General features: G+C 60.7%; 18 protein-coding genes. 17 read left to right on the top strand and 1 reads right to left on the bottom strand.

The features are described from left to right. Positions 1-16: 16 nt before the first annotated feature. From ACFOOP_RS19040 to ACFOOP_RS19020, 5 genes are all read left to right on the top strand, one after another. Positions 17-649: a phage distal tail protein, Rcc01695 family gene (locus ACFOOP_RS19040; RefSeq protein WP_379882749.1), complete on the top strand. Its 633-nt coding sequence runs from the start codon at positions 17-19 to the stop codon at positions 647-649. Further along, positions 649-1527: a phage/gene transfer agent baseplate hub protein gene (locus ACFOOP_RS19035; protein ID WP_379882748.1), complete on the top strand. Its 879-nt coding sequence runs from the start codon at positions 649-651 to the stop codon at positions 1525-1527. Before ACFOOP_RS19040 ends, ACFOOP_RS19035 begins: the two co-directional genes overlap by 1 nt. Further along, positions 1524-1982: an NlpC/P60 family protein gene (locus tag ACFOOP_RS19030; protein ID WP_379882747.1), complete on the top strand. Its 459-nt coding sequence runs from the start codon at positions 1524-1526 to the stop codon at positions 1980-1982. The genes ACFOOP_RS19035 and ACFOOP_RS19030 overlap by 4 nt, the downstream gene beginning before the upstream one ends. Before the next feature lie 157 nt (positions 1983-2139). After that, positions 2140-6000 carry a baseplate multidomain protein megatron gene (locus tag ACFOOP_RS19025; RefSeq protein ID WP_379882746.1) on the top strand — a complete coding sequence of 1287 codons (3861 nt, stop codon included), beginning with the start codon at positions 2140-2142 and terminating at the stop codon, positions 5998-6000. 43 nt (positions 6001-6043) lie between these two features. Then, positions 6044-7762, top strand: coding sequence for a hypothetical protein (locus ACFOOP_RS19020; RefSeq protein WP_379882745.1), 1719 nt, complete (start codon positions 6044-6046; stop codon positions 7760-7762). A 60-nt stretch (positions 7763-7822) separates the two neighbouring features. Here the strand turns inward: ACFOOP_RS19020 and ACFOOP_RS19015 are convergent, their stop codons facing one another. Continuing rightward, the gene (locus tag ACFOOP_RS19015; protein WP_379882744.1) at positions 7823-9571 is read right to left on the bottom strand and encodes a DUF885 domain-containing protein; all 1749 of its coding nucleotides are present in this window, start codon (positions 9569-9571) and stop codon (positions 7823-7825) included. A gap of 200 nt (positions 9572-9771) precedes the next feature. Here ACFOOP_RS19015 and ACFOOP_RS19010 point away from each other — a divergent pair, with 200 nt between their 5' ends. The 12 genes from ACFOOP_RS19010 to ACFOOP_RS18955 all read left to right on the top strand — a co-directional run bounded on the left by ACFOOP_RS19010 (position 9772) and on the right by ACFOOP_RS18955 (position 25221). Continuing rightward, positions 9772-10710 (top strand): DnaJ C-terminal domain-containing protein, encoded by a 939-nt coding sequence (locus ACFOOP_RS19010; RefSeq protein WP_379882743.1) that lies wholly within the window; start codon positions 9772-9774, stop codon positions 10708-10710. 120 nt (positions 10711-10830) lie between these two features. Continuing rightward, a complete protein-coding gene (locus ACFOOP_RS19005) occupies positions 10831-12249 on the top strand; it encodes a hypothetical protein (RefSeq protein ID WP_379882742.1) in 1419 nt (472 codons plus the stop codon). A 75-nt stretch (positions 12250-12324) separates the two neighbouring features. After that, positions 12325-13524, top strand: a complete 1200-nt coding sequence (locus tag ACFOOP_RS19000; RefSeq protein ID WP_379882741.1) for a bifunctional alpha/beta hydrolase/OsmC family protein — start codon at positions 12325-12327, stop codon at positions 13522-13524. A gap of 113 nt (positions 13525-13637) precedes the next feature. Then, positions 13638-15152 carry a Do family serine endopeptidase gene (locus ACFOOP_RS18995; protein ID WP_379882740.1) on the top strand — a complete coding sequence of 505 codons (1515 nt, stop codon included), beginning with the start codon at positions 13638-13640 and terminating at the stop codon, positions 15150-15152. Between the two features lie 89 nt (positions 15153-15241). After that, a complete protein-coding gene (locus tag ACFOOP_RS18990; RefSeq protein ID WP_379882739.1) occupies positions 15242-15925 on the top strand; it encodes a response regulator transcription factor in 684 nt (227 codons plus the stop codon). A gap of 7 nt (positions 15926-15932) precedes the next feature. After that, complete coding sequence (locus tag ACFOOP_RS18985) at positions 15933-17357, top strand: sensor histidine kinase (protein WP_379882738.1); 1425 nt, start codon at positions 15933-15935, stop codon at positions 17355-17357. 32 nt (positions 17358-17389) lie between these two features. Continuing rightward, positions 17390-17674 (top strand): HU family DNA-binding protein, encoded by a 285-nt coding sequence (locus ACFOOP_RS18980; RefSeq protein WP_379882737.1) that lies wholly within the window; start codon positions 17390-17392, stop codon positions 17672-17674. A 93-nt stretch (positions 17675-17767) separates the two neighbouring features. After that, complete coding sequence (locus ACFOOP_RS18975; protein ID WP_379882736.1) at positions 17768-20632, top strand: bifunctional [glutamine synthetase] adenylyltransferase/[glutamine synthetase]-adenylyl-L-tyrosine phosphorylase; 2865 nt, start codon at positions 17768-17770, stop codon at positions 20630-20632. 36 nt (positions 20633-20668) lie between these two features. Further along, positions 20669-21976: a hypothetical protein gene (locus ACFOOP_RS18970; RefSeq protein WP_379882735.1), complete on the top strand. Its 1308-nt coding sequence runs from the start codon at positions 20669-20671 to the stop codon at positions 21974-21976. Continuing rightward, complete coding sequence (locus tag ACFOOP_RS18965) at positions 21969-23567, top strand: phytoene desaturase family protein (RefSeq protein ID WP_379882734.1); 1599 nt, start codon at positions 21969-21971, stop codon at positions 23565-23567. Before ACFOOP_RS18970 ends, ACFOOP_RS18965 begins: the two co-directional genes overlap by 8 nt. Beyond that, positions 23564-24736 (top strand): glycine cleavage T C-terminal barrel domain-containing protein, encoded by a 1173-nt coding sequence (locus ACFOOP_RS18960; RefSeq protein WP_379882733.1) that lies wholly within the window; start codon positions 23564-23566, stop codon positions 24734-24736. Before ACFOOP_RS18965 ends, ACFOOP_RS18960 begins: the two co-directional genes overlap by 4 nt. A gap of 50 nt (positions 24737-24786) precedes the next feature. Then, entirely contained in the window at positions 24787-25221 is a 435-nt protein-coding gene (locus ACFOOP_RS18955) for an EF-hand domain-containing protein (protein WP_379882732.1), read from the top strand. Positions 25222-25233 lie beyond the last annotated feature (12 nt).

Below are 25233 nucleotides of genomic sequence, written 5' to 3'. Positions count from 1 at the left end.
AGTTGAGTAACAACCTATGTCTTTCCACGAAATCTTATTCCCCGTCGATATTGCGCTGAATTCCGAAGGCGGGCCGACCCGCAAGACCGACATTGTCGCGCTCGTTTCCGGCCATGAGGAGCGCAATTCCCCCTGGGCCGGGTCGCGGCGGTCGTTCAACGCCGGTTACGGCGTTAAGTCCATCGCCGACATCGAAGACGTCATCGCATTTTTCGAGGCGCGGCACGGGCGGCTTTACGGGTTTCGTTTTCGCGATCCGTTCGATTTTAAGAGCTGCCGCATGGCTGAAAGCCCTGCGCCGGACGATCAGACCATTGGCGCCGGCGATGGAAGCGAAACGGATTTCCAATTGCTGAAACGCTATGCGTCTGGCGCGGCGGCCTATGCGCGGCCGATCCGGAAACCGGTGTTGGGGTCGGTGCGCGTCGCGGTGGACAGCGTTGAACAAAGCGAAGGCGTTGACTTCACTTTCGATGAAACGACAGGCGTTGTGAGTTTTGCGTCGCCGCCCGCCGCCGCGGCGGCGATTACCGCCGGATTTCTGTTCGACACGCCCGTGCGCTTCGACACGGATGAACTGCGCATCAATCTCGCGGCGTTTCAGGCGGGCGACATTCCCTCGATCCCCTTGATTGAGGTTCTGGTCTGATGCGCGCGGTCGATACAGGATTACAGGCGCACCTCGATACGGGCGCGACGACACTCGCGACTTGCTGGCGGGTGACGCGGCGCGACGGTTTCGTGCTCGGCTTTACCGATCATGATCGCGCACTGACTTTTGACGGAACGACATTCCTGCCCGATACAGGCGCCGTTGGCTCCGCACTATCTTCCTCTGCCGATCTCGCTGCGGACAATGCGGAGATCGAGGGCGCGCTGTCTGCGTCTGCGCTCTCGGGCGAAGACCTTGCGGCGGGGCGTTATGACAGCGCGGAAGTGGAAGTCTTCCGCGTGAACTGGGCGGATGCGGACCAGCGTTTACTCCTCAAAAAAGGCGTCATCGGCGAAGTGAAGCGCGAGGGCGCGGCCTTTCGCGCGGAATTGCGCGGGCTTTCGCATGCATTGGAACAACCGCTTGGCCGCGTCTATCAGCGGCTTTGCGACGTCAATGTGGGGTCAACCAAATGCGGCGTCGATTTGACCCAAGCGGCGTTTAAGACATCCGGCGCCGTCACCGCGCTTCGTGATGCGCAGAGTTTCGTCGGCAGCGGATTTGCGAGCTTCGAGGACGCATGGTTCGCGCACGGGCTGTTGACCTGGATGACGGGCGCCAATGCCGGGCTCGCCGCGCATGTGAAAACGCAGACGCAATCGGGCGCCATTTCGCTCTGGCTGCCTGCGGGCGCCGCGATTGAAGTGGGCGATCAATTCACCGTCACCGCAGGCTGTGACAAACGCTTCGATACCTGCCGCGCAAAATTTTCAAATGCCGCAAACTTTCGCGGCTTTCCCTTCATGCCGGGCAATGACTTCGCGATCTCCTATCCTCTGAAGAGCGAGAAGAATACAGGAGGGAGATTGAAGTGAGCGCTGCTCCTGTTTCGAATCTCATCAACCGCACTGACATCCTCGCCGCGACTGCAGGCTGGCTCGGCACGCCCTATGTGCATCAGGCGAGCGCGAAGGGCGCGGGCTGCGATTGTCTCGGTCTCATTCGCGGCGTCTGGCGCGATCTTTATGGCGCCGAGCCCGAATTGCCGCCGCCTTACACGCCCGACTGGAATGAACGCAAAAAAGACGAGCCTTTGCTCTCCGCCGCGCGCCGCAATCTCATCGAAAAACAGTCCGGCGAAATCGAACCGGGAGACGTAATTATTTTCCGGGTCGTTACGGACGGTCCCGCGAAACATTGCGGCATCGCCACATCGCCAAACGCCTTCATCCACGCTTATGCGGGCCGCGCGGTGGTGGAGAGCTGGATGAACCGCTGGTGGCGCAGCCGCATCGCCGGCGTCTTTTCCTTTCCGGGAGTGACGCAATGACTGAATTTTCTGACCGCTCATCCCGGCGTCCTTCGAGACGCCAAAATTCCTTCATCCCGAGGGCGCGCATGAAAATGCGCGCGTCTCGAAGGGCGAAGGAATTTTGGCTCCTCAGGATGAAGGGCCGGGATGAGCGATCCAAAACCGGAGTTCTCTGATGGCACAGTTGCTTCTCACCGCTGCGCAAGGGGCGGCGGGCGCTGTCGCGAAGGGCGGCATCGGCGCGTTCCTCGCGCGCACCGTCGCGACAACCGCTGCATCCTATGCCGCCGGTTACGCCGATCGTCTCATCTTCGGGCCGCGCAAACGCAAAGTGGAGGGCCCGCGCCTCGATAGTTTTCAGCTGCAGGCGTCACAGGAGGGCGCGCCTGTCTTGCGGGTTTTCGGCCGCGCGCGCGTCGCGGGGCAACTCATCTGGGCGGCGAATTTCAAGGAGACGTCGTCGCAAACAACAGAGTCGAGCGGCGGCAAGGGCGGCCGCCCCGCCGCGCAAACAACCTATACGGAATATCTCTATTCCATCTCTTTCGCGGTGGGTTTGTGTGAGGGAGAAATCGACCGGGTGGGCCGCGTCTGGGCCGACGGCAAGCCGTTCGATGTTTCAAAACACAATGTGCGCGTCTATCGCGGAACGGAAAGCCAAACGCCCGACGCGCTTATTCTCGCAACCCAAGGAACAGGCGCGGCGCCGGGTTTTCGCGGGCTCGCCTATATCGTCTTCGAGGATTTGCCGCTGAAAGATTTCGGCAACCGCATCCCCCAGCTTTCCTTCGAGATCGAAAAGAGCCTGAAAACCGTCGAACCCTACGCCCTGGAAAACAAGCTCACCGCCGTCTCGCTGATCCCCGGCTCGGGGGAGTTCGTCTACGGGACCACGGGGGTCAACCGCGTCATCGAAGAGGGCGTGACGGCGAGTGAAAATATTCACAATACGGCGGGCGTCACCGATTTCCGCGCCTCCATCGATGCGCTGATCGACGCGGCGCCCAATCTCGAACATGTTTCGCTGGTGTCAGCGTGGTTCGGGAATTCCCTCAACGCGGCATCCTGCACAATCCGTCCGGGCGTTGAAACCACGGACAAGGAAACGGCGCCTTATGAATGGAAGGCGGGCGGGGTGACGCGTTCGGCTGCGCATCTGATCTCCACCCATGATGGCGGCGCCGCTTACGGCGGGACGCCCGCCGACAAAAACATCGTCGAGACCATACAATCGTTGAACGCCAAGGGACTGAAGGTGATGTTCCATCCCTTCATCCTGATGGATGCGAGTGGCTATCCGTGGCGCGGGCGCATTGACGCCGGGGCGGCGGACAAGACCGCCGGCGCCACAAGCGCTATCGCCAGCTTTTTCGGAACCGCGAGCGCGGCGCATTTTTCCATCGCCAATGGCGAGGTGGTTTATGCGGGCCCTGCCGAATGGTCGTTCCGGCGGTTCATTCTGCATTACGCCAAACTCTGCGCGCTTGCGGGCGGGGTCGATGCATTTTTGCTGGGCTCTGAACTGCGTGGGGTAACGACGACGCGGGACAACGCCGACAACTATCCGGCGGTGACGCAGATGATTTCGCTTGCGGCTGAGGTGCGGGCGATCCTCGGGCCCTCGACGAAGATTTCCTACGCCGCCGACTGGTCTGAATATTTCGGCCATCAGCCAGCCGACGGATCGGGCGATGTGTTCTTTCATCTGGATTCGCTGTGGGCCAACGGAAACATCGATTTCATCGGCGTCGACAATTACATGCCCGCCGCCGACTGGCGCGACGGTTACGCCCACACGGACGCGCTCGCCGGCGCCAAGAGCCAGTATGATCTGCAATATCTGCAAGACAATATCGGCGGCGGCGAAGGCTATGATTGGCATTACGCCTCGGACGCCGACCGCGCGGCGCAAACACGCACCGCCATCACCGATGGCGCTTATGGCGAGCACTGGGTGTTCCGCAACAAGGATTTTCTGAACTGGTGGAGCAACGCCCATTACAACCGTCCCGGCGGCGTGAAGGCCGGAGCGCCGACGGCGTGGGTTCCGCAATCGAAGCCGATTTATTTTACGGAGACAGGCTGTCCCGCAATCGACAAGGGCGCAAACCAGCCCAATGTTTTTGTCGATCCGAAAAGCACTGAAAGCGCGACGCCGCACTTTTCCTCCGGTCATCGCGATGACATGGCGCAACGGCGCTTCCTGGAGGCGCAGACGCGTTACTGGTCGAAACACGCCAATAACCCGACATCCTCCGTTTACGGAGCGCGCATGGTGGATATCGACCGGCGTTATGTGTGGGCGTGGGATGCGCGGCCCTTTCCGGACTTTCCCGCGCGGTCCGATGTCTGGGGCGATACTCCGAACTGGGAGAAGGGGCATTGGCTGAATGGCCGCCTTGGCCGCGCGCCGCTCGATTTGCTGGTGACGGCGCTCGCCGCCGAGGCGGGTTTTACGAATGTGGAATCCGGCGGGCTCGAAGGCGTCGCCACCGGCTATGTGGTCGACCGGCCCATGTCCGCACGCGAGATGATCGATCCGCTCGCGGATGTCTATCAATTCGATGTGGTGGAATCCGGCGACATCTTGCGGTTCCAGCCGCGCTCGGGCGCGCCGGTGATGATCCTTGATACGGCCGATCTCGCGGAACGGCGGGACGGCGCCTTTACCCTGACGCTGGCGCAGGAGACCGATTTGCCCGCCGCATTCCGGCTTGGCTTTTTCGATGAGCAGGACGGGTTCGCCTCCGCCGTCGCCGAAGCGCGCGATCCCGGCGCGCGTCCCCATCGCGAGGCGGGCGCCGACATCGCGGCGGTGATGCCCGCATCGGAAGCGGAGGCGCGGGCGCGCTCCATTCTCGCCGACGCGTGGGTGATGCGCGAGGGATTGTCCTTCGCCCTGCCGCCGTCCGCCGCCGCGCTGGAGCCAGGCGACGCGATCATCCTCAATGATCTGGGGGCGGAGCGCTTGTATCGTGTGACCGAGATTGAGGACGGCTTTGCGCGGGACGCATCTCTGCTGCGCGTCGCGCCCGCAGTTTATGACGCGCCCCTGTCGACAGCCGCTTACGCCGCGTCGGGCGACATCAATATCTATTCGGCGCCGATCTGGGCGCTGATGGATTTGCCGCTGCTCCGGAGCGGCGACGACCCGGCGGCTCCCTGGTTCGCCGCGTTTTCCGATCCGTGGCCCGGCGGCGCCGCGCTTTATCGCAGCGCGGGCGAAGGCGCCCCGGCGCTGGCGGGACTTGCGTCCTCGCGCGCGGTGATGGGCCGGATCAAGACCGCCCTGCCGCCCGCGGGATCGGGAAGACGTGTTTATCGCCATGTGGATCTGCGCCTTGCATTCGGCGCGCTCTCGTCGAAATCGGAAGAGGATGTCTTCGCCGGCGCCAATCTGTTCGCGGTCGAGGCCGACAATGGCGGCTGGGAGATCTGTCAGTTTGAAACGGCTGAGCTGTTGGAGAACGGGCGCTGGCGCCTGTCGGGGCTGTTGCGCGGACAGGCAGGCAGCGAGCAGCAAGCGATGGCGGGCGCGTCGGTCGATGCGCGCTTTGTGTTGCTCAATTCCGCCGTGACGCAAGCCGCATTTTCAGTGAACGCCCGCGGGCTTTCCTTCGTCTGGCAGGCGGGGCCGGAAGGAGACCTTCCCGATACGGATAATTTCACGACCAAGACGCTGACCATGAGCGCGCGCGGGCTCATCCCCCTGTCGCCGGTGCATTTGCGCGCCGCGTGGGCGGGAAGCGACATTCGCCTGTCATGGATCAGGCGCACGCGAGAGGGCGGCGATTCATGGGAGGGCGAGGTTCCGTTAAGCGAATATGACGAGCGGTACCGCGTCACCATCTATGACGGCGCGAGCCCCGTGCGCACCGTCGAGACAACGACGAGCGAGTACGCCTACGCCGCGGCGGACATCCTCGCCGATTTCGGATCAAGCGACCCCGGTGCGACGCTCACCTTCGCGGTCGCTCAAGTTTCCGATGCGGTGGGAGAGGGAGCGGAGGCGCGAAGAGATATTGTACTGACCTAGTCCAAGTATTAAATGTTACAAGTGATATAGGGGTGGCGGTTCAGTGATCAGCGGCAGACAGTTCTTCAGCGCTATCAATGCGCTCGGTGGGATCGCATGTATCCTGATTGGCATATTTCTTGACCAAATAGAGCCGATTTTTGTCTCTCAACCACCGGGCAGCGACTCCTTTGTGCTCATTCAAGCTCACTGGATTGCCATAGGTCTGTTTTCGCTGATCGTTTCCGCCAGCAAAAGCACAAGCCAATTTTGGGTTTCGTTGCTTTTTTTCTCGTTGATGCTCAACGGATGGCTTGGCGGAAAGGCATTGCTCGTTGGCGACCCGAAATTTTCTTGGGTGCTGGCGTTTCCTGTTCTTTCTTTTCTGAATTTGTTCCAACTCCTCGCGCAAAATGGAGCGAGTAAAGATGCGAATGAAATACAGGATGATGGCGCTGAAAAAGCGGTAAATGAGCCGCTTATACCCGCCGACTTCTACGAATTGAAATCATTGTCACCGGCTGCGGCGGTGACGGGCGTAATGCACATTGGGATCGTTGTTGCGCTCCAGATCGTACTGCTCGTACTGTTCTTTTTCTATGGCGCTTTAATGGTGCGGGTCATCTTTGAGGGCGCGGATATAGACTTCGCTCGAATACCTGACGTGCTAGGCGGCGTGTTTTGGAAAATCCTCTACATTCCAGTCATCATTATCCTCGTCTATTCAATTTTCTTCCTGATCCAGATTGTCATCGAAAGGATAGCTGTTGGCTCTGGGTCAGCGGCTGGCGAGGACGTGAATCGGTCGCTATCCATACAGGAAAGAACCTTTATCGAAAAAAGTCTTCAAAGTATCGATGACTACATCTCGGACGCAAGCTTCCCTGCATCATACAGCTGGCTGTATTGGTCCGCAGTGCTAGGTCTGATTGCTTGGTTTTTAGCGCTTCCAGTTCTTGTTTTTTGGCTTGAAGCCGAATTCTTCAATGCCGTTGAGGTTTCGGGCATCCCGGAAGAAAGCGTTATATCGTCGTTTGGGCCTGGTTTCATTGGCGGTGTTGCTTTCAGTTTTCTATTTGCCAGCACTGCCTACTGGGCCGTCTTCCAATGGCTGGGTAAACGACACCAGCGTTTCGGCGAATATCTCCATATGCGATGCGGTTGGAATAGCATGAATGGAGAGCCGCGCCCATTGCAGTCTTATGCGAAAATATTCACGCGGTTCGTGCGCAAGCGCCGTTATGATCCGGATCAACAGATTGATCCGCAGCAGTTCATTCGCGAGGCGTATGATGAATTCAGCGGTTTCATCTATAAAGCGAGTGTTCTTCTGGGCATTGCTGCGGTTATTTTTACGGCGCTCGACGTCAACTGGCGCAGGATCGTTCATACAGATGGCCTTCATTATTCTCCTTATTTCGATTGGCGGAGTTATGATCTTACGCTTGATGAAATTGTAAGAGTGGAGCTGCGGTGCTTTCTCTTCGATGGAGACGATGATGAAGAACGTGTCCCCGGTGTTGGATATGACGCTGTCTTCTCAAACAGCATGCGCGGCTATTTGCTGGAAGGCGAGCTGAACGACGACTTGCTGAGCAAGGTTGAAGCTATTGACGCAAAATTAAGATCTCAAGGTGTGCCAGTTTCCAAGGCCGAGCACGCTGGCGCAGTTATTCTGAGAGGAATAAACGGTTATTGGCCGGATTGTGAGGAAAGGGTTTTGCCAAAGTTGGACGCGGATATCCGCTCAAGAGTTGGAGCGTTGCTGGATGCTGCGCCATAGGGAGCAGCATCCGCAAACTAGTCTGGCGCCCATTTATGGAGTTAGGACTCACCGTCGCGCTTACTCATTCTCCTCAATCCACTCCTCCACATGCTCCCTCATCGCGCCCAGCGGAACGGCGCCGTTTTCGAGAATGCGGTCGTGGAATTCCCTGATGTCGAATTTTTCGCCCAGCCGTTCTTCCGCTTCTTTGCGGAGCGCGAAGATTTCAAGACCGCCGGTGTCGTAAGCGGTCAGTTGCCCCGGAATGACGGCGAGGCGGTCGAGCAGGGCTTCGGCGCTTTTCTCGTCAAAGCGGCCGCTTTCGATGGCGAAGTCTTTCACCTGTCGCTCGGTCCATCCGTATACGTGCAATCCCGGGTCCATGACCATGCCGCGCGCGGGCCAGGCGCGGCGCGAAATTTCGCCATAGCGCGTGTCGTAAATCCCGGCCTCTTCTGACAGCGCTTCTGAATAGCGCGCCCAGCCTTCGACATAGGCCGTGGAGCTCAAGAGCTGAACGATGGGATGCAATCCCTCAATGGAGGAGGCGGTGGCGATCTGCAAATGGTGGCCGGGCCAACCTTCATGCACGACGACGATCTGCGCTTCGCCTTTGGTTTGCGTCGCCCATTCGTCGGTGTTGATGCGATAGGTGGCGGGGCCTTCCGATGCCGGGGTCGATTCATAGCGCGAGGATTGTCCGGTGCCTTTGAGATAGTCGGCGTAAGGCTCGACGACCAACTCCTGTGCGGGCAGGTTCGAAAAGAACGGCGCCGATTTTTCCTTTGTGACGGGAACCAGCGCGCGCGTGTAATCGATCTGGTCCTGTTCGCTTTCAAAGCGGTTGCCCGGCGCGGTTTTCGTGCGCTCCAGAATTTCGGCGAAGTCCTCGACGCCGAACAATTCCTTGCCGCGCTCGATCACCGCGGCGGTGTTCGCCGCGACGGTTTCCTGTCCGCGCTGATAGGTTTTTTCCGACCCGATGGGCGCGCCATGATAGTTCCGCAACAGCGCCTCATAACAGGCGGCGCCGTCCGGATTGGCGGTGATGGCGAGATCGTCACGCGCCGCCGGAATGTAAACGTCCTTCAGAAAGGCGCGGTAATCGGCGATCGCCGGATTAATCTTGTCAGCAACAAGCGCCGTAGCGGCCGCCTTGAAGTCGTCATCGCCCTGCGCGGCGAAAGCGATGAAGGGCGAGCTTTCCGGCGGCGCGGCGAGGAGCGAGTCGAGCTGCGCTAGAACACGGTTCGCCACGCGCTTCGGCACGGAGTAGCCTTCTGCGAGACCCTCTTCGAGATTGGCTTTGTCCGCTGCGATATAACGGGCAAGTTTTTCCCAGCGGGCCATGGCTTCGGCGCGCTCTTCATCCGTTTCCACCGGTTGCATCGAGGCGATGATGGGCAATCCGTTCTGCCAGCCGAACATGTGGTTGAGGCTTTGCCAGGGCTGATGGCAAATGCGCACGCCGACGCTCGAGACGATGTATTCCTTTACGGTTTCGTAGACGACCCAGTCGGCGCGATCGGTCAGGCCTGCGGGATCGATCTTTTCAAGCCGGGCCAGCAGCGCGTCCTCCGTTTCCTCGAAGCGCGCATTGGCTTCGGGCGAAATATCGTCAAAGGCGTCATTCGGGATTTCAATTTCGGCGCCGAGGCCGGAATAGAGAATGGCGAAAGGCGAAATCTCCACGATCGCGGCCATATAGGCGTCGGCGACGGCGGCCACCTCATCGGACGGCGTTGTCGTCGCGGCGGCGTCCTTCGCCGCGTCACAACCCGAGAGCACAGCCGCGGCGGCGAGCGTCAGAAAAATACGTTTTTTCACGGAATATCCCCTCAATGAGCAGTTACGTTTCGGCATACTCCAATCCGGCCGCCCTGAAAAAGCCTCTCCGGGCGGCTTTGGCGACAAATCCCTTGCCAAAATTAACGCTAAACTCTTCATTTCCGGGGAAAATCACCTATCTCTATGCGGGAGGGCGGACTCCGCCCATAGAGCAAGGTTTAACAAGGATTTAACCGGCAGTGGCGCGGAACCCTTACATAGTGCTCGGGCTCTCCCCGAAAGCGACGGATGCGGAAATCCGCTCCGCCTTCCGTCAGCTTGCGAAAAAATACCACCCCGACCGCAATCCTGACGACAAGAAGTCAGAAGACAAGTTCAAGGAAGTCTCCGCCGCCTTCGATATTCTCGGCGATTCTGAACGGCGCAAGAAATACGATCGCGGCGAGATCGACGATGACGGGCGCGAACGTCCGAACCCGTTCCATCAATGGACCCAGCGCGACGGCGCGGGCGGTGGGCGCGGGTATTCTTCAGGCGCAGGCGGTCCCGGCGGCGGCCCTGGCGCCGGCGCCTCCTTCGACGATATCTCGGACATCTTTTCCGACATTTTCGGCGCGCGTCAGGCGCGCGCCCACAGCGCCCAGCAAGGGCGCGGGCGCGATACGCGCTATCGCCTCGAAGTGGATTTTCTTGACGCTGTGAACGGCGCCAAGAAACGCGTCACCATGCCTGACGGCAAAACACTCGATCTCACGATCCCGGCGGGATTTGAAGACGGCCAGACCTTGCGCCTCAAAGGGCAGGGCGAGCGTGGGCCCGGCGGCGCCGGCGACGTCTATGTGGAAGTCAAGGTAAAGCCGCATGCGCTGTTCGATCGCAAGGGCGACGACATTTATATCGAAACGCCCATCACGCTGAAGGAAGCGGTGCTGGGCGGCAAGATCACGGCGCCGACAATCGCCGGCGATGTTTCCGTCAATGTGCCGAAAAATTCAAGCTCGGGAACTGTGCTGCGTCTGAAGGGCCGCGGCGCCCCTAAAAAATCCGGCGGCGCGGGCGATCAATATGTGAAGCTGAAAATCGTTCTGCCGGAAGGCGGCGACAAGGAGCTTGAAGAATTCGTCAAGAAATGGAAGGGCGCGGATCTAAAAGCGCGGCGGGACTTCGCTGGCGCATAAGCGCATGATTTTACTGCGCGCAAGCAAGTAGTTTTATTGCGCGCAAGCGCGGGAGGCGTTTGACCTCATTCCTTTTCAATCGTACGAGTAAAGACGATATCCGGCGGGACAAACGACTTCATGGGATTATCACAACGCAAGCGTGAGCGCCTGAGCGCGTTTTTGGGCGAGCTTCCGGTCGCTGCGGCCGTAAAGCTTTTCGCCGCGCTTGAGGGTGATCGCGACGCTGGCGGTGAAGGTCTTCCCCATAATGCGCTGCTCGATGATCTCAGGCGCAAGCTGCGTGAACGGGGCGCGGCGCCAGTGCGCAGGCCCAGCGCGAAACGCACATTCTTTGAGCCCTTTGAAGATTTCTTCGTCAGTGTAAGGAGCGGTAAGAAACGCCAGGCGCAGATTGCGCGCACATCGCTCGATCCCATCTGGCGGGTGATGATGACCGACCCGGCGCTGACCGAGGCGGCGATGGCCGCCGCCGCGCTGGATGATGCGTATCGGTCGGGCGGCGAAACGAAGCAGTTGGAGCGGTCGCTGTTTTTAGCTGCCGAGGCGGGGCTGGCGCGACTCTTTACGCGCGTCAAAGAAACCGAAGCGACGCGGGCGAGCCTTGTCGAAACGCTCGGCGGAGAGGCGGCGCTCGCCGATTTCGAAGAGATCCGTGACTTGATGGAGGCGGCGGAAGCGTTGCGCACACTGCGCATTGTCGTGCCCTCCCATTCGCCGTCTTTGAGCGAAGAACAGATTTACGATCTCAGGCAATTGTTTCTTTCCGTCTACGAACAGTCTCCGTCGATTGCGAGCTATCTGCTGCTTGCGCTGAAAGGCCGGCTGGAGGCGCCGTGGCGCGCGCTCGGCGTTTATTATCACCTCGCCCGGAGCGCGGATGAGCGGCTGACCCCTGCGCGCGAAACCGTGATGGCGCTTCCTGAAAGCCTGTTCGAGGATCTTGAAGGAATTGCGCGCGCCCTTGAAAAAGCCGGCGCCGGCGCCCTTGAGGTGCAGAGCGCCAAGGCGCGGCTTGGCTGGTTCATTGATTACGCCGAAGGCCTTGCACGCCAGGCGCAAAAGGCCGGCGACAATGTCGTTCTCAACCGGATCGAGGCTTGCCGCGATATTGCCGGCGAGGCTCATGCGCGCTTTGTGGAACAGGCGCTCCGCGCCTTGCGCGCGGCCCTTCCGGTGCGCGCAGCGCGCGGGTCTAGCCGTCTTGCGGCGCCCCGGCCCGATTATGCCGCCCCCGTTGCGCCGGGCGTTATTGACGACGCAAAAAGCGCCGTTGCGCTCCTCAATGACGCCCCTGCGGATGCGCGCCGCCTCGGCTCCGATCCCGGCCTTAGCGAAAAGGTGTTGGCGGACGCCTGCGCCTATGCGGGCACTTACGCCAATGATCTCGTGGCGGAAATTCGCGCGGCGGAAGGCGCCGACCGGGCGGCCGCGAAACGGCTGCTCGAACAATCGCTCTCAATCGTTGAGCCCTTGCTGAAAAGTGATGAGGCGGGGCTGATCCGTGATCGCGCCGCGGCTGCGGCGGTGACGGTTTAGCGTTACGTCATTTTGTTGTTGCGATGACCGTTCCCCTTCGCGGAACACGACAGCCTTTATAGCATTGAGAGACACATGACCGGCGAAACCAAAAGAACCGAATTTCAAAGCGCAGGCGGGGAAACGCTCGCCGCGGCGCTGGATATTCCGCACAAACCCCGCGCCTATGCGCTGTTCGCCCATTGCTTTTCCTGCACAAAAGATATCAAGGCGGCGCGGGAAATTGCGCGGGCGCTGCGCGCCGAAGGCTTTGCGGTGATGCGGTTCGACTTTACCGGGCTCGGCGCATCCGAAGGCGAATTCGCGAACACCAATTTCTCCTCCAATGTGGACGACCTTGTCGCGGCGGCGGATTTCCTGCGCGAGACCTATGAAGCGCCGTCGATCCTCATCGGTCATTCTCTCGGCGGGGCGGCGGCGATTGTTGCGGCGACGCGCATTCCGGAAGTCAAAGGCGTCGCCACCATCGGCGCGCCGGCGGAGGCCGATCACGTCGCCATGCAGATTTCTGAGCATCGCGACGAGATTGAAGAGAAGGGAATGGCGACGGTGACGCTTGCCGGTCGGCCTTTCACCATCAAGAAACAGTTTCTCGATGATCTCGAAAAACAGGATGTGCTCGCCTGCGCGGCGAGGCTGAAGAAGCCGCTTCTCATCATGCATGCGCCGTTCGACCAGACCGTCGGGGTCGACAATGCAACAAAGATTTTCATCGCCGCGAAACATCCCAAAAGTTTCGTCAGCCTCGACAGCGCCGATCATCTGTTGTCGGACCCGGCGGATGCCCGCTACGCCGCCTCGGTGCTCGCCGCCTGGGCGGGCCGTTATATCGGCGCGGCGCCGCATGCGCTGGAAACTACCTCCGCGCCTCAATTCACCGGCGGCGCGCTCGCCCGCACGATGAAGGGCGAGCCGCTCGCCGTTGAGCTATCCATTGACGGCCACCCCATGGTGATCGACGCCAGCGCCGCCGATGGCGGCCATGATCTCGGCCCCAATCCGACCCGCACGGTCGAGGGGGCGCTCGCCGCCTGCGGGGTCATGACCATCCAGATGTATGCCCGCCGCAAGAAATGGGACGTCAAATCCGTGGAGATTCGCATCCGCCGGGGCCCGGCGGGGGATTCCCACGCGCCCAAGGTCCTCGAAAAGGAGGTCCGGCTTGAAGGCGATCTCGACGAGACGCAGCGCGCCCGGCTGCTCGAAATCGCAGATAAATGCCCGGTTCACCGGATGCTGACCGACGGCGTGACGGTAAACTCCCGAATCGCTTGATATTTTTAACAATTTTTAATGTCGGAGGAGCGCTTTCGCCGCGCCCGCGTCATCATTAATTACATTATGGTCAAATGAAGCGGGGCGCGCTTCCGTTGAAAAGGCATAGAAGGATGATGACGTTGACGACACAGTATTTTCGAAAATCAAAACTTCGCCGCGCAGGTATTCTCGCCGCTGGCGTCGCCGCAACAGCGCTGACGGCCGCAAGCCTCGGCTTTTCCACAGCAGACGCTCAGGCGCCGCGTCTGATGGCGCCGCCGCTCGCCGCTGACGGCACGCTCTCTTTCGCCGATCTCGTGGAGCGGGTCAGCCCTGCAGTGGTGAGTGTTCTGGTTGAGCGCGAAGTGGATATGCGCCGCAACATGCCGGAAGGACTTGAGGAGTTTTTCAATTTCCGTTTTGGCACGCCCGACGATAACGACGCCCCGGAAGATTTCGAAGGCGGCGTGCGCCGCATGGAAGCGCAAGGCTCTGGCTTTTTCATCGACAATGAAGGTCATGTCGTCACCAACAATCATGTGGTCGAAGACGCCGACAAGGTTCAGGTGCGCCTCGCCAATGGCGATGAAGTGGACGCCGAAGTGGTCGGCACCGATCCGCTGACGGACCTCGCCGTTCTCAAAATAAAGCCGCAATCGGGTCAGCCTCATGTTGAGTTCGCCGATGACGTGAATTTGCGTGTTGGCGACTGGGTCGTTGCGGTGGGCAACCCGTTCGGTCTTGGCGGCACGGTGACGAGCGGTATTGTCTCCGCCATTGGCGGGCAGAATCGCGAGAACCAGTATCTTGATTTCATCCAGATCGACGCGCCCATCAACCGTGGTAATTCCGGCGGGCCGACCTTTGATCTGAAAGGCCGCGTTGTTGGCGTCAACACGGCGATCTTTTCCCCTAATGGCGGTAGTGTCGGCATCGGCTTTGCGATCCCGGCGCGCGTCGCCAAGGAAACGGTCGCTCAATTGATCGCCAATGGGTCGGTCACGCGCGGCTGGCTCGGCATTCAGCTTCAGGAAGTGACGACCGAAATAGCCGCCGCTATTGGTCTCGATAAAAAAGGCGGCGTGCTTGTCGCCGATGTGATCGACGGTACGCCGGCGCAAAAGGCCGGCCTTGAAGACGGCGACGTCATTCTCGGGATCGCTGGCGCCGATGTCGGCAGCGCGAATGAACTTTCGCGCCGGGTTGCGTCCTATTCACCGGGCGAGAAAGTTGATCTCAAAATCCAGCGCAATGGCAAGATCCGCAATATCAAGGTGACGCTTGGCCAGCGCGACGAGGATAGCGCGGTCGCCGACAATGATGTTCCGTCCAATGACAATGACAGCCTTGCGGCGGATGTGGGTCTCCGGGTCGCCGAGTTGAACGACATTCTGCGCCAGCAGTTCCGCGTGCCGGATAATGTGGACGGCGTTGTCGTGACGGCGGTTCGCCCCGGCAGTCCGGCCGAAGACGCCGGGCTCCAGCCAGGCGTTGTCATTCTCCAGCTTGACGGGCAGGCGGTGACCTCTGGGGACGATTTGCGCTCGAAGATTTCGAACGCCAAGAAAGACGGCAAGGATGCGGTGCTCCTGCGCATGCAGCTCGGCTCCAACCGCCAGTTCGGCGCGCTCTCGCTCGACGACTAGCGGCGGACCCCGTGAAGTTCCGGCGGCGCTCCCGCGAGTTCGGCGGCGCCGCCGTTTTGTATCAAGTGAAATCAGGCTAAGGTGGCCACATGCGAATTCTACTGGTTGAAGACGATGCGGAGGCGGCAGCGTATGTCGCAAAGGGCCTGCGTGAGGCGGGGCATGTGGTTGACCACGCCCTCGACGGCGAAAGCGGTCTGAATATGGCGACGTCCGGCGGTTACGATGCGTATGTCATCGACCGGATGCTGCCGAAAATGGACGGGCTTTCCTTGCTGTCAAACCGGCGCGGCGACGGCGATGAAACCCCGGCGTTGTTTCTGTCCGCTCTCGGAGAAGTCGATGATCGAGTCTCAGGGCTTAAAGCCGGCGGCGACGATTATCTTGTAAAGCCATATGCTTTTTCCGAACTCCTGGCGCGGATCGAGGCGCTTGGGCGCCGCCGGGCGTCGGGACCAACGGAAGTGACGACCCGTTTCAAGGTCGGCGATCTTGAACTGGATGTCCTGACCCGGACCGTGCGCCGCGATGAACGTAAAATCGACCTTCAGCCGCGCGAATTCCGGCTGCTTGAATATCTCATGCGCCATGCGGGCCAGGTGGTGACGCGCACCATGCTGCTTGAAAATGTCTGGGAATATCATTTCGATCCGCAGACGAATGTTATTGACGTTCACATCTCGCGTTTGCGGGCGAAGATCGATAAGGACTTCGATAAACCGCTCCTGAAAACGATCCGGGGCGCGGGATACAGACTGTCGGATACAGACTAGGACTTTCATGCTCCGCATTCTTCGCACGACATCGTTTCGCTTTACGCTGATCTATGTCGTGCTTTTTGCGGGCGCGGTGGCCCTGCTTGGCGCCTATCTCTACAGCGCCACCTTTGGCGAGGCGGCCAAGCAAACCGACACGGTCATCGACAGCGAGATCAGCGTTCTCGCTGATCTGTTTTCCACCAGCGGTTCCGGCATGCTCACCCGCGTCATCCGCCAGCGCACAGCCTGGTCGGATGACGCGATCTATATGCTGATCGGGGCGCCGTCGGGCGCCGTGCTGGCAGGCAATCTGACGGCGCTGCCTCCGGAAGCGCTGACCGCGGAAGGCGACTTTTTCAATTTCAAATTCGAAAAACCGCTCGTCGATGCGGCGGGCCGCGAAGTTGGCATTCAGCAGCGCGAGGCGCGCGGCAAGATGATGCGCTTTCGCGCCTCCGCCGATGCCGAACAATCCTATCTCGTTGTTGTCGCACGCGATATCGCCAGCCGCGAGTTTTTGCGCGCGCGTTCGCAAAGCGTAGTCACTCGCGCCGCGATGGTGACGATTGCGCTTGGCGTGGTGATTGGTCTTGTCTTTTCCCGCTCCCTTCTGGGGCGGGTTGAGGTGGTCAACAAAACCGCGCGGGCGATCCGCGGCGGCGATCTTGGCCAGCGCGTGCCGACGACCGGTTCGGGCGATGAGCTTGACGATCTTGGGTCTAACCTCAATTCCATGCTCGATCAGATTGAGCGCTTGATGGCCGGGATGCGTGAGGTTTCCGATAATATCGCCCATGATCTGCGCTCGCCGCTGACGCGCATTCGCAATCGTCTCAATGATGCGCTTCAAGGTGACGACAAGGCGAAGGACGAAGCCTTGCGCGCGACCATCGACGATTCGGAAAAGGTGCTGGCGACGTTCAATGCGCTTCTTTCCATCGCCCGGATTCAATCCGGCGAAGGCGCCGGGGTGATGGCGCCCATCGACATTGTCGCGATCGCCGAGGAAATGGCCGAGCTTTATGAGCCGGCGGCGCAGGACGCCGGTTTCGAATTTGTCTTCATCACGGCGCCGACCCCGCCCGTGAAAGGCTCGCGTGAGCTGGTCAGTCAGGCCATCGCAAACTTTCTCGATAACGCCCTGAAATACGCCGAAGGCGGCACGCGCATCGAGCTTAAAGTGGGGCCGGCCAAAACCGGCGGCGCCGTTCTTTCCGTCGCCGATGACGGTCCGGGCGTTGAGCCGGAAAGCCGCGATCGCATCTTTGAGCGCTTCGTGCGTCTCGAACAAAGCCGTTCGACGCCGGGGTCCGGGCTTGGCCTTTCGCTTGTGTCGGCCATCGCCCGCGCCCATGGCGCAACGCTTGAGTTGCAGGACGGGTTGCAACATAAAAACGATGAAGGCTGCGGCCTGCGCATTGTCATGACCTTCGCCCCGGCGGATTAACGCCAGCATTTCCCAACCTTGAAAGGAGTCACATGAGCAAGACCGAATTCATCGCCAATGTCGCGGAAGCGGGCGGCCTCAGCAACGCTGATGCGAAACGTGTTGTGGAGCTTGTCTTTGGTGAGATCGAAAACGGTCTTAAGCGGGCGAGGAAAGACGGAAAATATACGATTGGCACTTTCGGCACCTTCACCATTTCAAGACGGTCCGCGCGCAAGGGCCGCAATCCGCGCACCGGAGAGGAGATCGACATCAAGGAGTCGAAGTCTCTGCGGTTTCGCCCGTCTTCGGCGCTCAAAGATGCGGCGGGATGTTAGACGGCGCTTGATTCAGGTCAATTACAGGTCTGGCGCTGAGGCGCGTTTCTTTTTGCTGGCTTTCCGCCGGTCGGAAATGGCATTTTGCGAGACATGAAAACCCTAGCGGAGATGATCGTTAGCGCGCCAGACGCGTTTGACCAGGACGCGGCGGCGCATTTTGTTGACGAGCTTGGCGGCGATTTTCAAGCCCTGCCAGAAGCGGCGCAAACCCTGTTGAAAGGGACAGCCGGTTGTTCGCCTTATCTCCGCCGTCTCGCGTTAAAGCGCAAGGATGACTTGCCGGCGCTGTTTGCGGCGCCGCCCGATGAAACCATGCGCCGCATCAATTTTGACGCTCGCGCAATCGCTGACCAGGAAATCGTGGATGACCAGATCCGGGCGCTGCGCCTGTTGAAACAGGAAGCGGCGCTGTTGATTGCGTTAAGCGACATCGGCGGCGCCTGGCCGGTGATGCAGGCGACAACCGCCCTGTCGGAATTTGCTGACGCCACGTTGCAAGGCGCGCTCGCCGCGGCGATTGCGCGCTCGCCTTTGGAGACGTCGGTAGGGTTTGTCATTCTCGCCATGGGCAAGCATGGCGCCTTTGAACTCAACTATTCGAGCGATATTGATCTCGTTGTCCTGTTTGATCCCGAGCGCATGCAGGCGGGCGACCGCCATATTGCGCAAAAACACGCGGTCGCCGTCACCCGCGATGTCATCAACCTGATGCAGATGCAGACTGCGGACGGTTATGTCTTCCGCACGGACTTGCGTCTCAGGCCCGATCCGGGCGTGACGGCGCTCGCCGTGACAGTGAGTGCGGCGGAGGCCTATTACGAAACCTTCGGTCAGAACTGGGAGCGTATGGCCTTTATCAAAGCGCGCCCCGCGGCAGGCGACCTCGCCATTGGTGAGCAGTTCTTGAAAAGTTTGCGTCCCTTTATCTGGCGCAAATATTTTGACTACGCTGCGATCGAAGACGTGCATGCGGTCAAGCGCCAGATGCACACGGCCAAGGGCGGCGGTGAGATCGCCTTTGAAGGTCATGATGTCAAACTCGGGCGCGGCGGCATTCGCGAAATCGAGTTCTACGCCCAGACGCAGCAGCTCATCCTTGGCGGCAAAAATGAAAAGCTGCGCCAGCGCGCGACCCTTGATGCGCTGGCGGCGCTTACGCAGGCGGGCGCCATCGACGCCGCCGACCGGGACGCCTTGAGTGAGGCGTATCTTTATCTGCGCCATGTTGAGCACCGCTTACAGATGGTGAATGACGAACAGACCCATCGCATTCCCTCCGCGCGCGAGGACATCGCGCGTGTCGCCGTTTTTTCCGGTGCAGAAAACGCCGATAGTTTTCGCGGAAAAATGCTGGCGACCCTGGAGAGCGTGGGCGAGCGTTATGATGGGTTGTTCGAAACGGCGGATGTGCCCGAGTCGAGGCTCGGGCCGCTTGTCTTTACGGGGGTGGAGCAGCACCCGGCGACCATGGAAACCCTTGAGAAACTCGGCTTCAAACGGGCGCCGGAGGTGAGCGCCGCGATCATGCGCTGGCACAAGGGCGGGCTTCGCGCCACCCGCACCGAACGCTCGCGCGTGTTGCTGACGAAGCTGGTGCCGCCGCTTCTGGAAGCGCTGGCCAAGGCCAGCGACGCTGATGACGCGTTTTTCGCGTTTGAAGATTTTCTGACGCGGCTTCCGGCTGGCGTTCAAGTCTTTTCGTTGCTGCTGAACAATCTTGAAATTTTCGATACGCTGATCCGTATCATGACCATTTCTCCCTATCTTGGCCGGGAGTTTTCGAAACATCTCAATCTTGTGGAGCGCCTGCTTGACAATCGCTGGTCCGAGCCGCCGCCGGAACTGGAAAGCTATGAAACCGCTTGTCGTACGGCGGTGGAGGCGTCGCCTGATTATGAAGGGACGCTGAATGCTGTCCGGCGCTGGGCCGGGGAACAGAAATTCCAGATCACGGCGCAACTGGCGGTGGGCATGCTCGCGGCGGCGCAGGCCTCGCGCCATTTTACGGCGATCGCCGACGCCTCAATCCGCGCCTTGACCGATGCGGCGATCAAGGAAATGCAATCCCAGCATGGTGTGATTGACGGGGAGTTCGTGGTTGTCGGACTTGGCCGTCTTGGCGCGGAAGAGATGACCGCGACATCCGATATCGATCTGATGTTCATTTATGACGCCGCTGTTGATGCGCAGTCGGATGGCGCGCGCCCTCTCGGCGCCGTCGAATATTTCACGCGTCTGGTGCGGCGCGCAGTGACGGCGCTTTCCGCGGCGACAGAGGAGGGCGCGCTGTATGAAGTCGACATGCAGTTGCGTCCTTCGGGCAAGGCCGGCCCCGCAGCGGTGAGTCTTGCCGCGTTCCGCCGCTATTACGCTGAGGAAGCCTGGACCTGGGAGGCGATGTCGCTCGTCAAGGCGCGGGTGATCGGGCCCGAAGGGATGCTCGCGAAAATTGTCGAGGATGAGATCGCCGCCATCATCGCCAGCCCTCGTGACCGCCGTGAGGTTGGCGCTGACGCCGCCGATATGCGAGTGCGCCTCGATCAGGCGAAACGTCCCGCCGGGGTGTGGGACGTTAAGAATATTGTTGGCGGACTGACAGATATTGCGTTCATCTCTCAGGTGCTGGCGCTCAGCTGTTCGGGTGAGGGACGGCCCCCACGCGGGGTCGCGGATGCGCTGCGGTGGTTTGCGAAAACAGGCGAATTGGCGCAGGAAGACGCGGAAACTTTAATGGCGGCGCATAGGGTGTTTGAGGCGGTTCTGCAGGCGAGCCGGGCCGCTGTGGGCGGCGTATTTGCGCCGGAAAAGGCGGGAGAAGCGCTGCTTGCGCGTATGGCGTCCGTATGCGGAGAAGATACAATTGTAAAAGCGGAACGAAAATTGCTGGATTTGGCTGCGCAGGCGTCCGGTCTGTTTACTATAATTGTTGGTGAGCGCCGTGCTCGCCAAGGGTAAACGAATGGGACGGGACGGGGAGGTTCGCGCAGGACGATGAACGGGCAGTTTGACTTTCTGGTGATCGGCGATGATGAGCCGAGCCTCGCCGCGGCCGCCGCGGCGGCGAAAGCGCATGCCCGCGTCGCCCTGCTGACATCCGGCGATCGGAAAAAACGCGCGAGCCCAGCATCGCCCGCCATTGCGAATTTTGTCTGGCGCCGGCTTGATCTTCAGGATTACGATCTGACACTGGAGCCGGTGAGCGCGCGCGTCACCCTGTTAAAAGACGGCGCGCCTGTCACCACTTATGCAAGCGCGCGCGACACGGCGGACAGTCTCGCAGAGAAAGGCTCGCCCGATCACCTGTTATGGCGCGATTTCCTTGAAGAGATGACAGTGCTGGGCGGAGCGCCGGCCTACGCCCCCAAAGGCTATGACAAACCCGGCGTTCCCGGCGTCAAGGCGTTCGCCGCCTTGCTGTCTGACCCGGCCCTGCTGGAGCAGGCCGCGCGTCTGTTCGGATCATGCGCCGGCGTTCTCGATGATTATTTTTCCGATGATCGACTGCGCGCGCATTTGTCGGCGCATGCGCTGGCGGCGGGCGGTCAGGGCGACCGGGAAGCAGGCTCGGCGCAGGCCCTGACGGCGTTTGTTGATCCCGATAGCTGGCGTGTGCGCGTCCCGAATGGCGGCGCTGCATTGCGCGCGGTGCTGGAGCAGGTCTGTCAGGATGCGGGCGTTGAAACGACGCTGAAGAAACCTGTCGACGCCGCCGCGAATGGCAAATTCACGCACGTCACCTTCGACGGCGACGACAAGATCAAGGTGAAGCATATCTTCTTTGCGACGCCGGCCTCGGCGCGCCAATGGGGTGTCGGCGACGGCGGCCATGCGGATTTCACCGTGCGGTTCAAGCTCAATGACAAGGTCGACGCGCCGCTTGGTGACGAAGGCGCCATCTTTCAGGTGATTGACGACGGCGCGGATATTCAGGCCGCCCGGGATGCGGCGCTTCAGGGCAAGCTTTGCGATCGGATGCCGGTGGAGTTTGAATTTACGGGCAATTGTGAGGTGATTGCGCGCTCTTCTTATCTCCCGGCGGCGTTTTTTGAAGACGGCGAATGGCGCGCGTGGACCGGGCAGGACCGCCAGGCCGCCGCATCAATCATCAGGGAGCGATTGTCGAGCCGAATGCCGGGCTTCGCCACGCATATCCGCCGCACTGAAACCGAATTGTCGGCGCCGCCCTCGGGCGTCTCGCCTTTCGCTCATTGTGAGCGCGTTATCATTCAGCCCCATCGTCACAACGCCATCAGCGCTGCGGTGAAGCTGATCGATCAGGTGATCGCCGGCGATGACTAATCCTCTTGATCTGAACAACGACAATAAAAGCGGAAACCGCATTGAAGGCGGCATCGACGCTGTTGTCATCGGCGCGGGCGCCGATGGGCTTGCCGCGAGCGCCTATCTCGGCAAAGCGGGATTGCGCACGGTGCTGGTGGGGGCGGGGCCGGAGCTTGGCGGACGCATCGCCGCAAGAGAGATTGCGCCGGGGGTGACGGGCATTGACGGCGAACATCTCATCACTGTGCTCGATCCCGACGTCATTTCAGAGCTTGATCTTTATCGCTACGGCGTCGAGTTCGCAGCGCGCAGACTCGATACAACCTATTTCTTCGAAAATGGCGGCGTGTTGCGGTTCGATGGCGATCTGACCCAGGCGGCGCTGCTGAACCTCGACGATGACAGCGACCGTGAGGCGCTCGAAGCGTTTATGGGCGATGTGCTCGAAACCGCTGCTTTTTTACGGCCGGCGTTTCATGGCGGCGGTTATGGCGGGGCAGGCGGCGCCCAACAACGCGCGCTTGAAAAAGCCGTCAACCAGGCGCCGCCGGAAATGGCGGCGCGCATCCAGCGCTATCTTTTTGCAACCGCGGATGATGTTCTGCGCACGCGTTTCGACGATGGCCAACTCCGCACATTATTGCTTGCAGAAACATCGTTCCGGTCCGCCGCAGCGCCCCATGAGCCATTCAGTTTCATGTCGCTTCTGCGCCGCTACGCGGGAGAGGCGGCGGGTTTGCAAGGTGCGGCCGCCTATCCCAAAGGCGGCGCCGTCTCTGTCATTGACGCTCTGCGCAGGGCGGCGCAAGGCGCGAAAGTCGATATGCGCGCCGGTTCGCCAGTGAAATCGATTTTGATCGAGGGCGATCGCGTCGCCGGTGTTGTGATGGCCGATGGCGGCCAGTTGCGTGCGCCGATCGTGATCGCCGCAATAGATGCTGAGCACGTCTTTCAGAAGATGATAGGGCCCGGCGTTCTCGATATCGGGTTGCAGCGGGTTTTGACGGCGCGCAAACCGGAGATTGCGTCAGCGCGCATGCAGATCATTCTGAAAGGCGTCGCCCAGGATGAGGCGACACGCAAAAACATGATGCGCCGGCTTGTTTACGCCCCGTCGCCTGAAGCGCTTTCGAAAGCCTTCATGGATGCGCGGGCTGGCCATGTTCCTGAACGCGTCATGGTTGAAGCGATTTTTCCGACCGCGCTTGATGAAGGCGCCGCGCTCGACAAACGCCAGGTGATGTCGGTGATGGCGCATCCCTTGCCGTTTGACGAGGCGCCTGACGCAGACCGCCGCGAGGCGATCCGATCCGCCATCCTCGACTCTATTGAAATGTTTGCGGCGGGTTTTTCCGGCCGCATTGAAGTTGAAGATTTGCGTCTTGTGAATGACGACGCCGCCGCTGCGGGCGCCAGCGCCGGCGCTTACGCGGCCAAGCCCGATGTTCTGCAGCAATGGGCGCTCGCCGCCGCCGTAACGGGAAGCCCCCGGATCAGGGGATTTTATTTCTGCGGCCCGGAAGCGCAGATCGGCGCTGGTCTTTCCTGCGCCGCCGGGCGTGCAGCGGCCAAGGCCGCCCTGCGCGTCTATAAAAAGGGGGCGGAATGATTTTTCCAGCGGAAGATTTTTTCACTGACGCGCCGCGCCCGACGCCGCTTTTTTCGGCTGTTGCGTCCGAGAGCGAAGCCAATCTCTGGACGACCATTAATGGCTGGACGGCGGCGCGCGTTTATTCCTCTGTTTCGAATGAGTATGAAACGGCGAAATCCGGCGCAGCGCTCGCCGATCTCGGGCCGCTTGCGCGCTATGCGGTGCGCGGCGCCGAAGCGGCGGAGTTTCTTGGCCGTCTGACGACGGCGCCGGCCGTCAATCTGCATGTGGGCGAAAGCGCTCGCGGATTGATGCTCAATGACGCCGGTTACGTGATCGACCTTGCGGAGGTCTCACGGCTATCCGATGATCTCTTTCTTTTGACATTGCCGGCGCCGCATGCGCGTCACATCGCACTCGCTTCGCGCGGCATGGCGGTGGAGGCGAATGATATTTCTGGCGATGTCGCCGCACTTGGTATCTTCGGGCCCCAGACGGCGGGCGTTCTTTCCGCCGCGGGTCTGAAATCGGTCAATGAAACGACAGCGGCCTCTGGCGTGCTTCGCGGCGTTGAAACCGCTGCGCGGCCGATCCAGTTCGGCGCCATGCCGGGCGTCGAGTTGATCTTCCCGAAAGAGGAGGCGCTGACCATCTGGGAGCGCATTATCCGCCGCGGCGCCGGCGCGCCTATCGGTCTCGACGCGCTTGAGGTGTTGCGCCTTGAGGCCGGTGCGCCGCGCCCGGGCCTCGACTTCACCCCGGCGGGCCGGGCCGGGGCGAGCCCGCGAACGCCGGAGGAGCTGGGCCTTGCCCATCTCGCGCCCCTTGATCGCGGCTGGTTCAATGGAAGGCGGGCCTTGCTGGAAAAGGCCGGGAAGCCTCGGCGGCGCCTGCGCGCCTTCGCCATTGACGCCGAGCAGGCCTCGCCCGGAGCGGCGGTTTTCGGCGACGGAAAACCCCAGGGCCGTGTGACCAGCTGCGCCTGGTCGCCCGCCCGAAAAAGAGTTATCGCACTGGCTGATATGGATGCGGCAAGTGCTGGAAATACTTACGAAATCTCCTCTTCTGACCCGGCTGCGCCGCGGCTTCCGGCGGCCCGGCTCGAGACGGTGGAAAGCTCCCTCGCCAAGGCGTTCGCCGATGAGCAGGGTTATACGCAAGGTCTCGCGACGGATTTTCGGCGCTGAGCCGTTAAAGGGGTGCTGGAAGGCGAAAACCTGGAAAAGGAAACCCCTTTATGAAGAAGATCATGATTGGCTCTATCGCTGCGGCCGGCGCGGCTCTTATCGCCGCAAGCGCGCTCGCAGCCGATGGCAAAGGTGAAGGCCGCTGGAGCGGTCATTGGGATCGCATGGATGTAAACGGCGACGGCGTCCTGACGGCGGATGAAATGTCCGACAAGCATGCGCAGTTTATCGCCGACGCTGACGCTGACGGCGACGGCGCGGTCACCAAGGACGAAATGAAAGCGTTTCATGAAACCAAACGCGAAGAATGGCGCGCCGAGCGCAATCCCGATAAAAACGGCGATGGCGTTGTTGACCGCACCGAATATGTCAACGCGGCTCAGGAACGGTTCGACAAAATGGACAAGGACGGCAATGGCGTCCTGAGTGAGGACGAACAGCGTTCCCGCCGCGGTCATCATGGCCGTCGCGGCAAGAAAGACTAATCGTCTATAACT

This window comes from Hyphococcus aureus (assembly GCF_042643165.1).
GTDB classification, from domain to species: Bacteria; Pseudomonadota; Alphaproteobacteria; order Caulobacterales; family Parvularculaceae; genus Hyphococcus; species Hyphococcus aureus.
The sequence above is the reverse complement of the archived record's forward strand: the minus strand, read 5'-3'. Positions and strand labels throughout refer to the sequence as shown.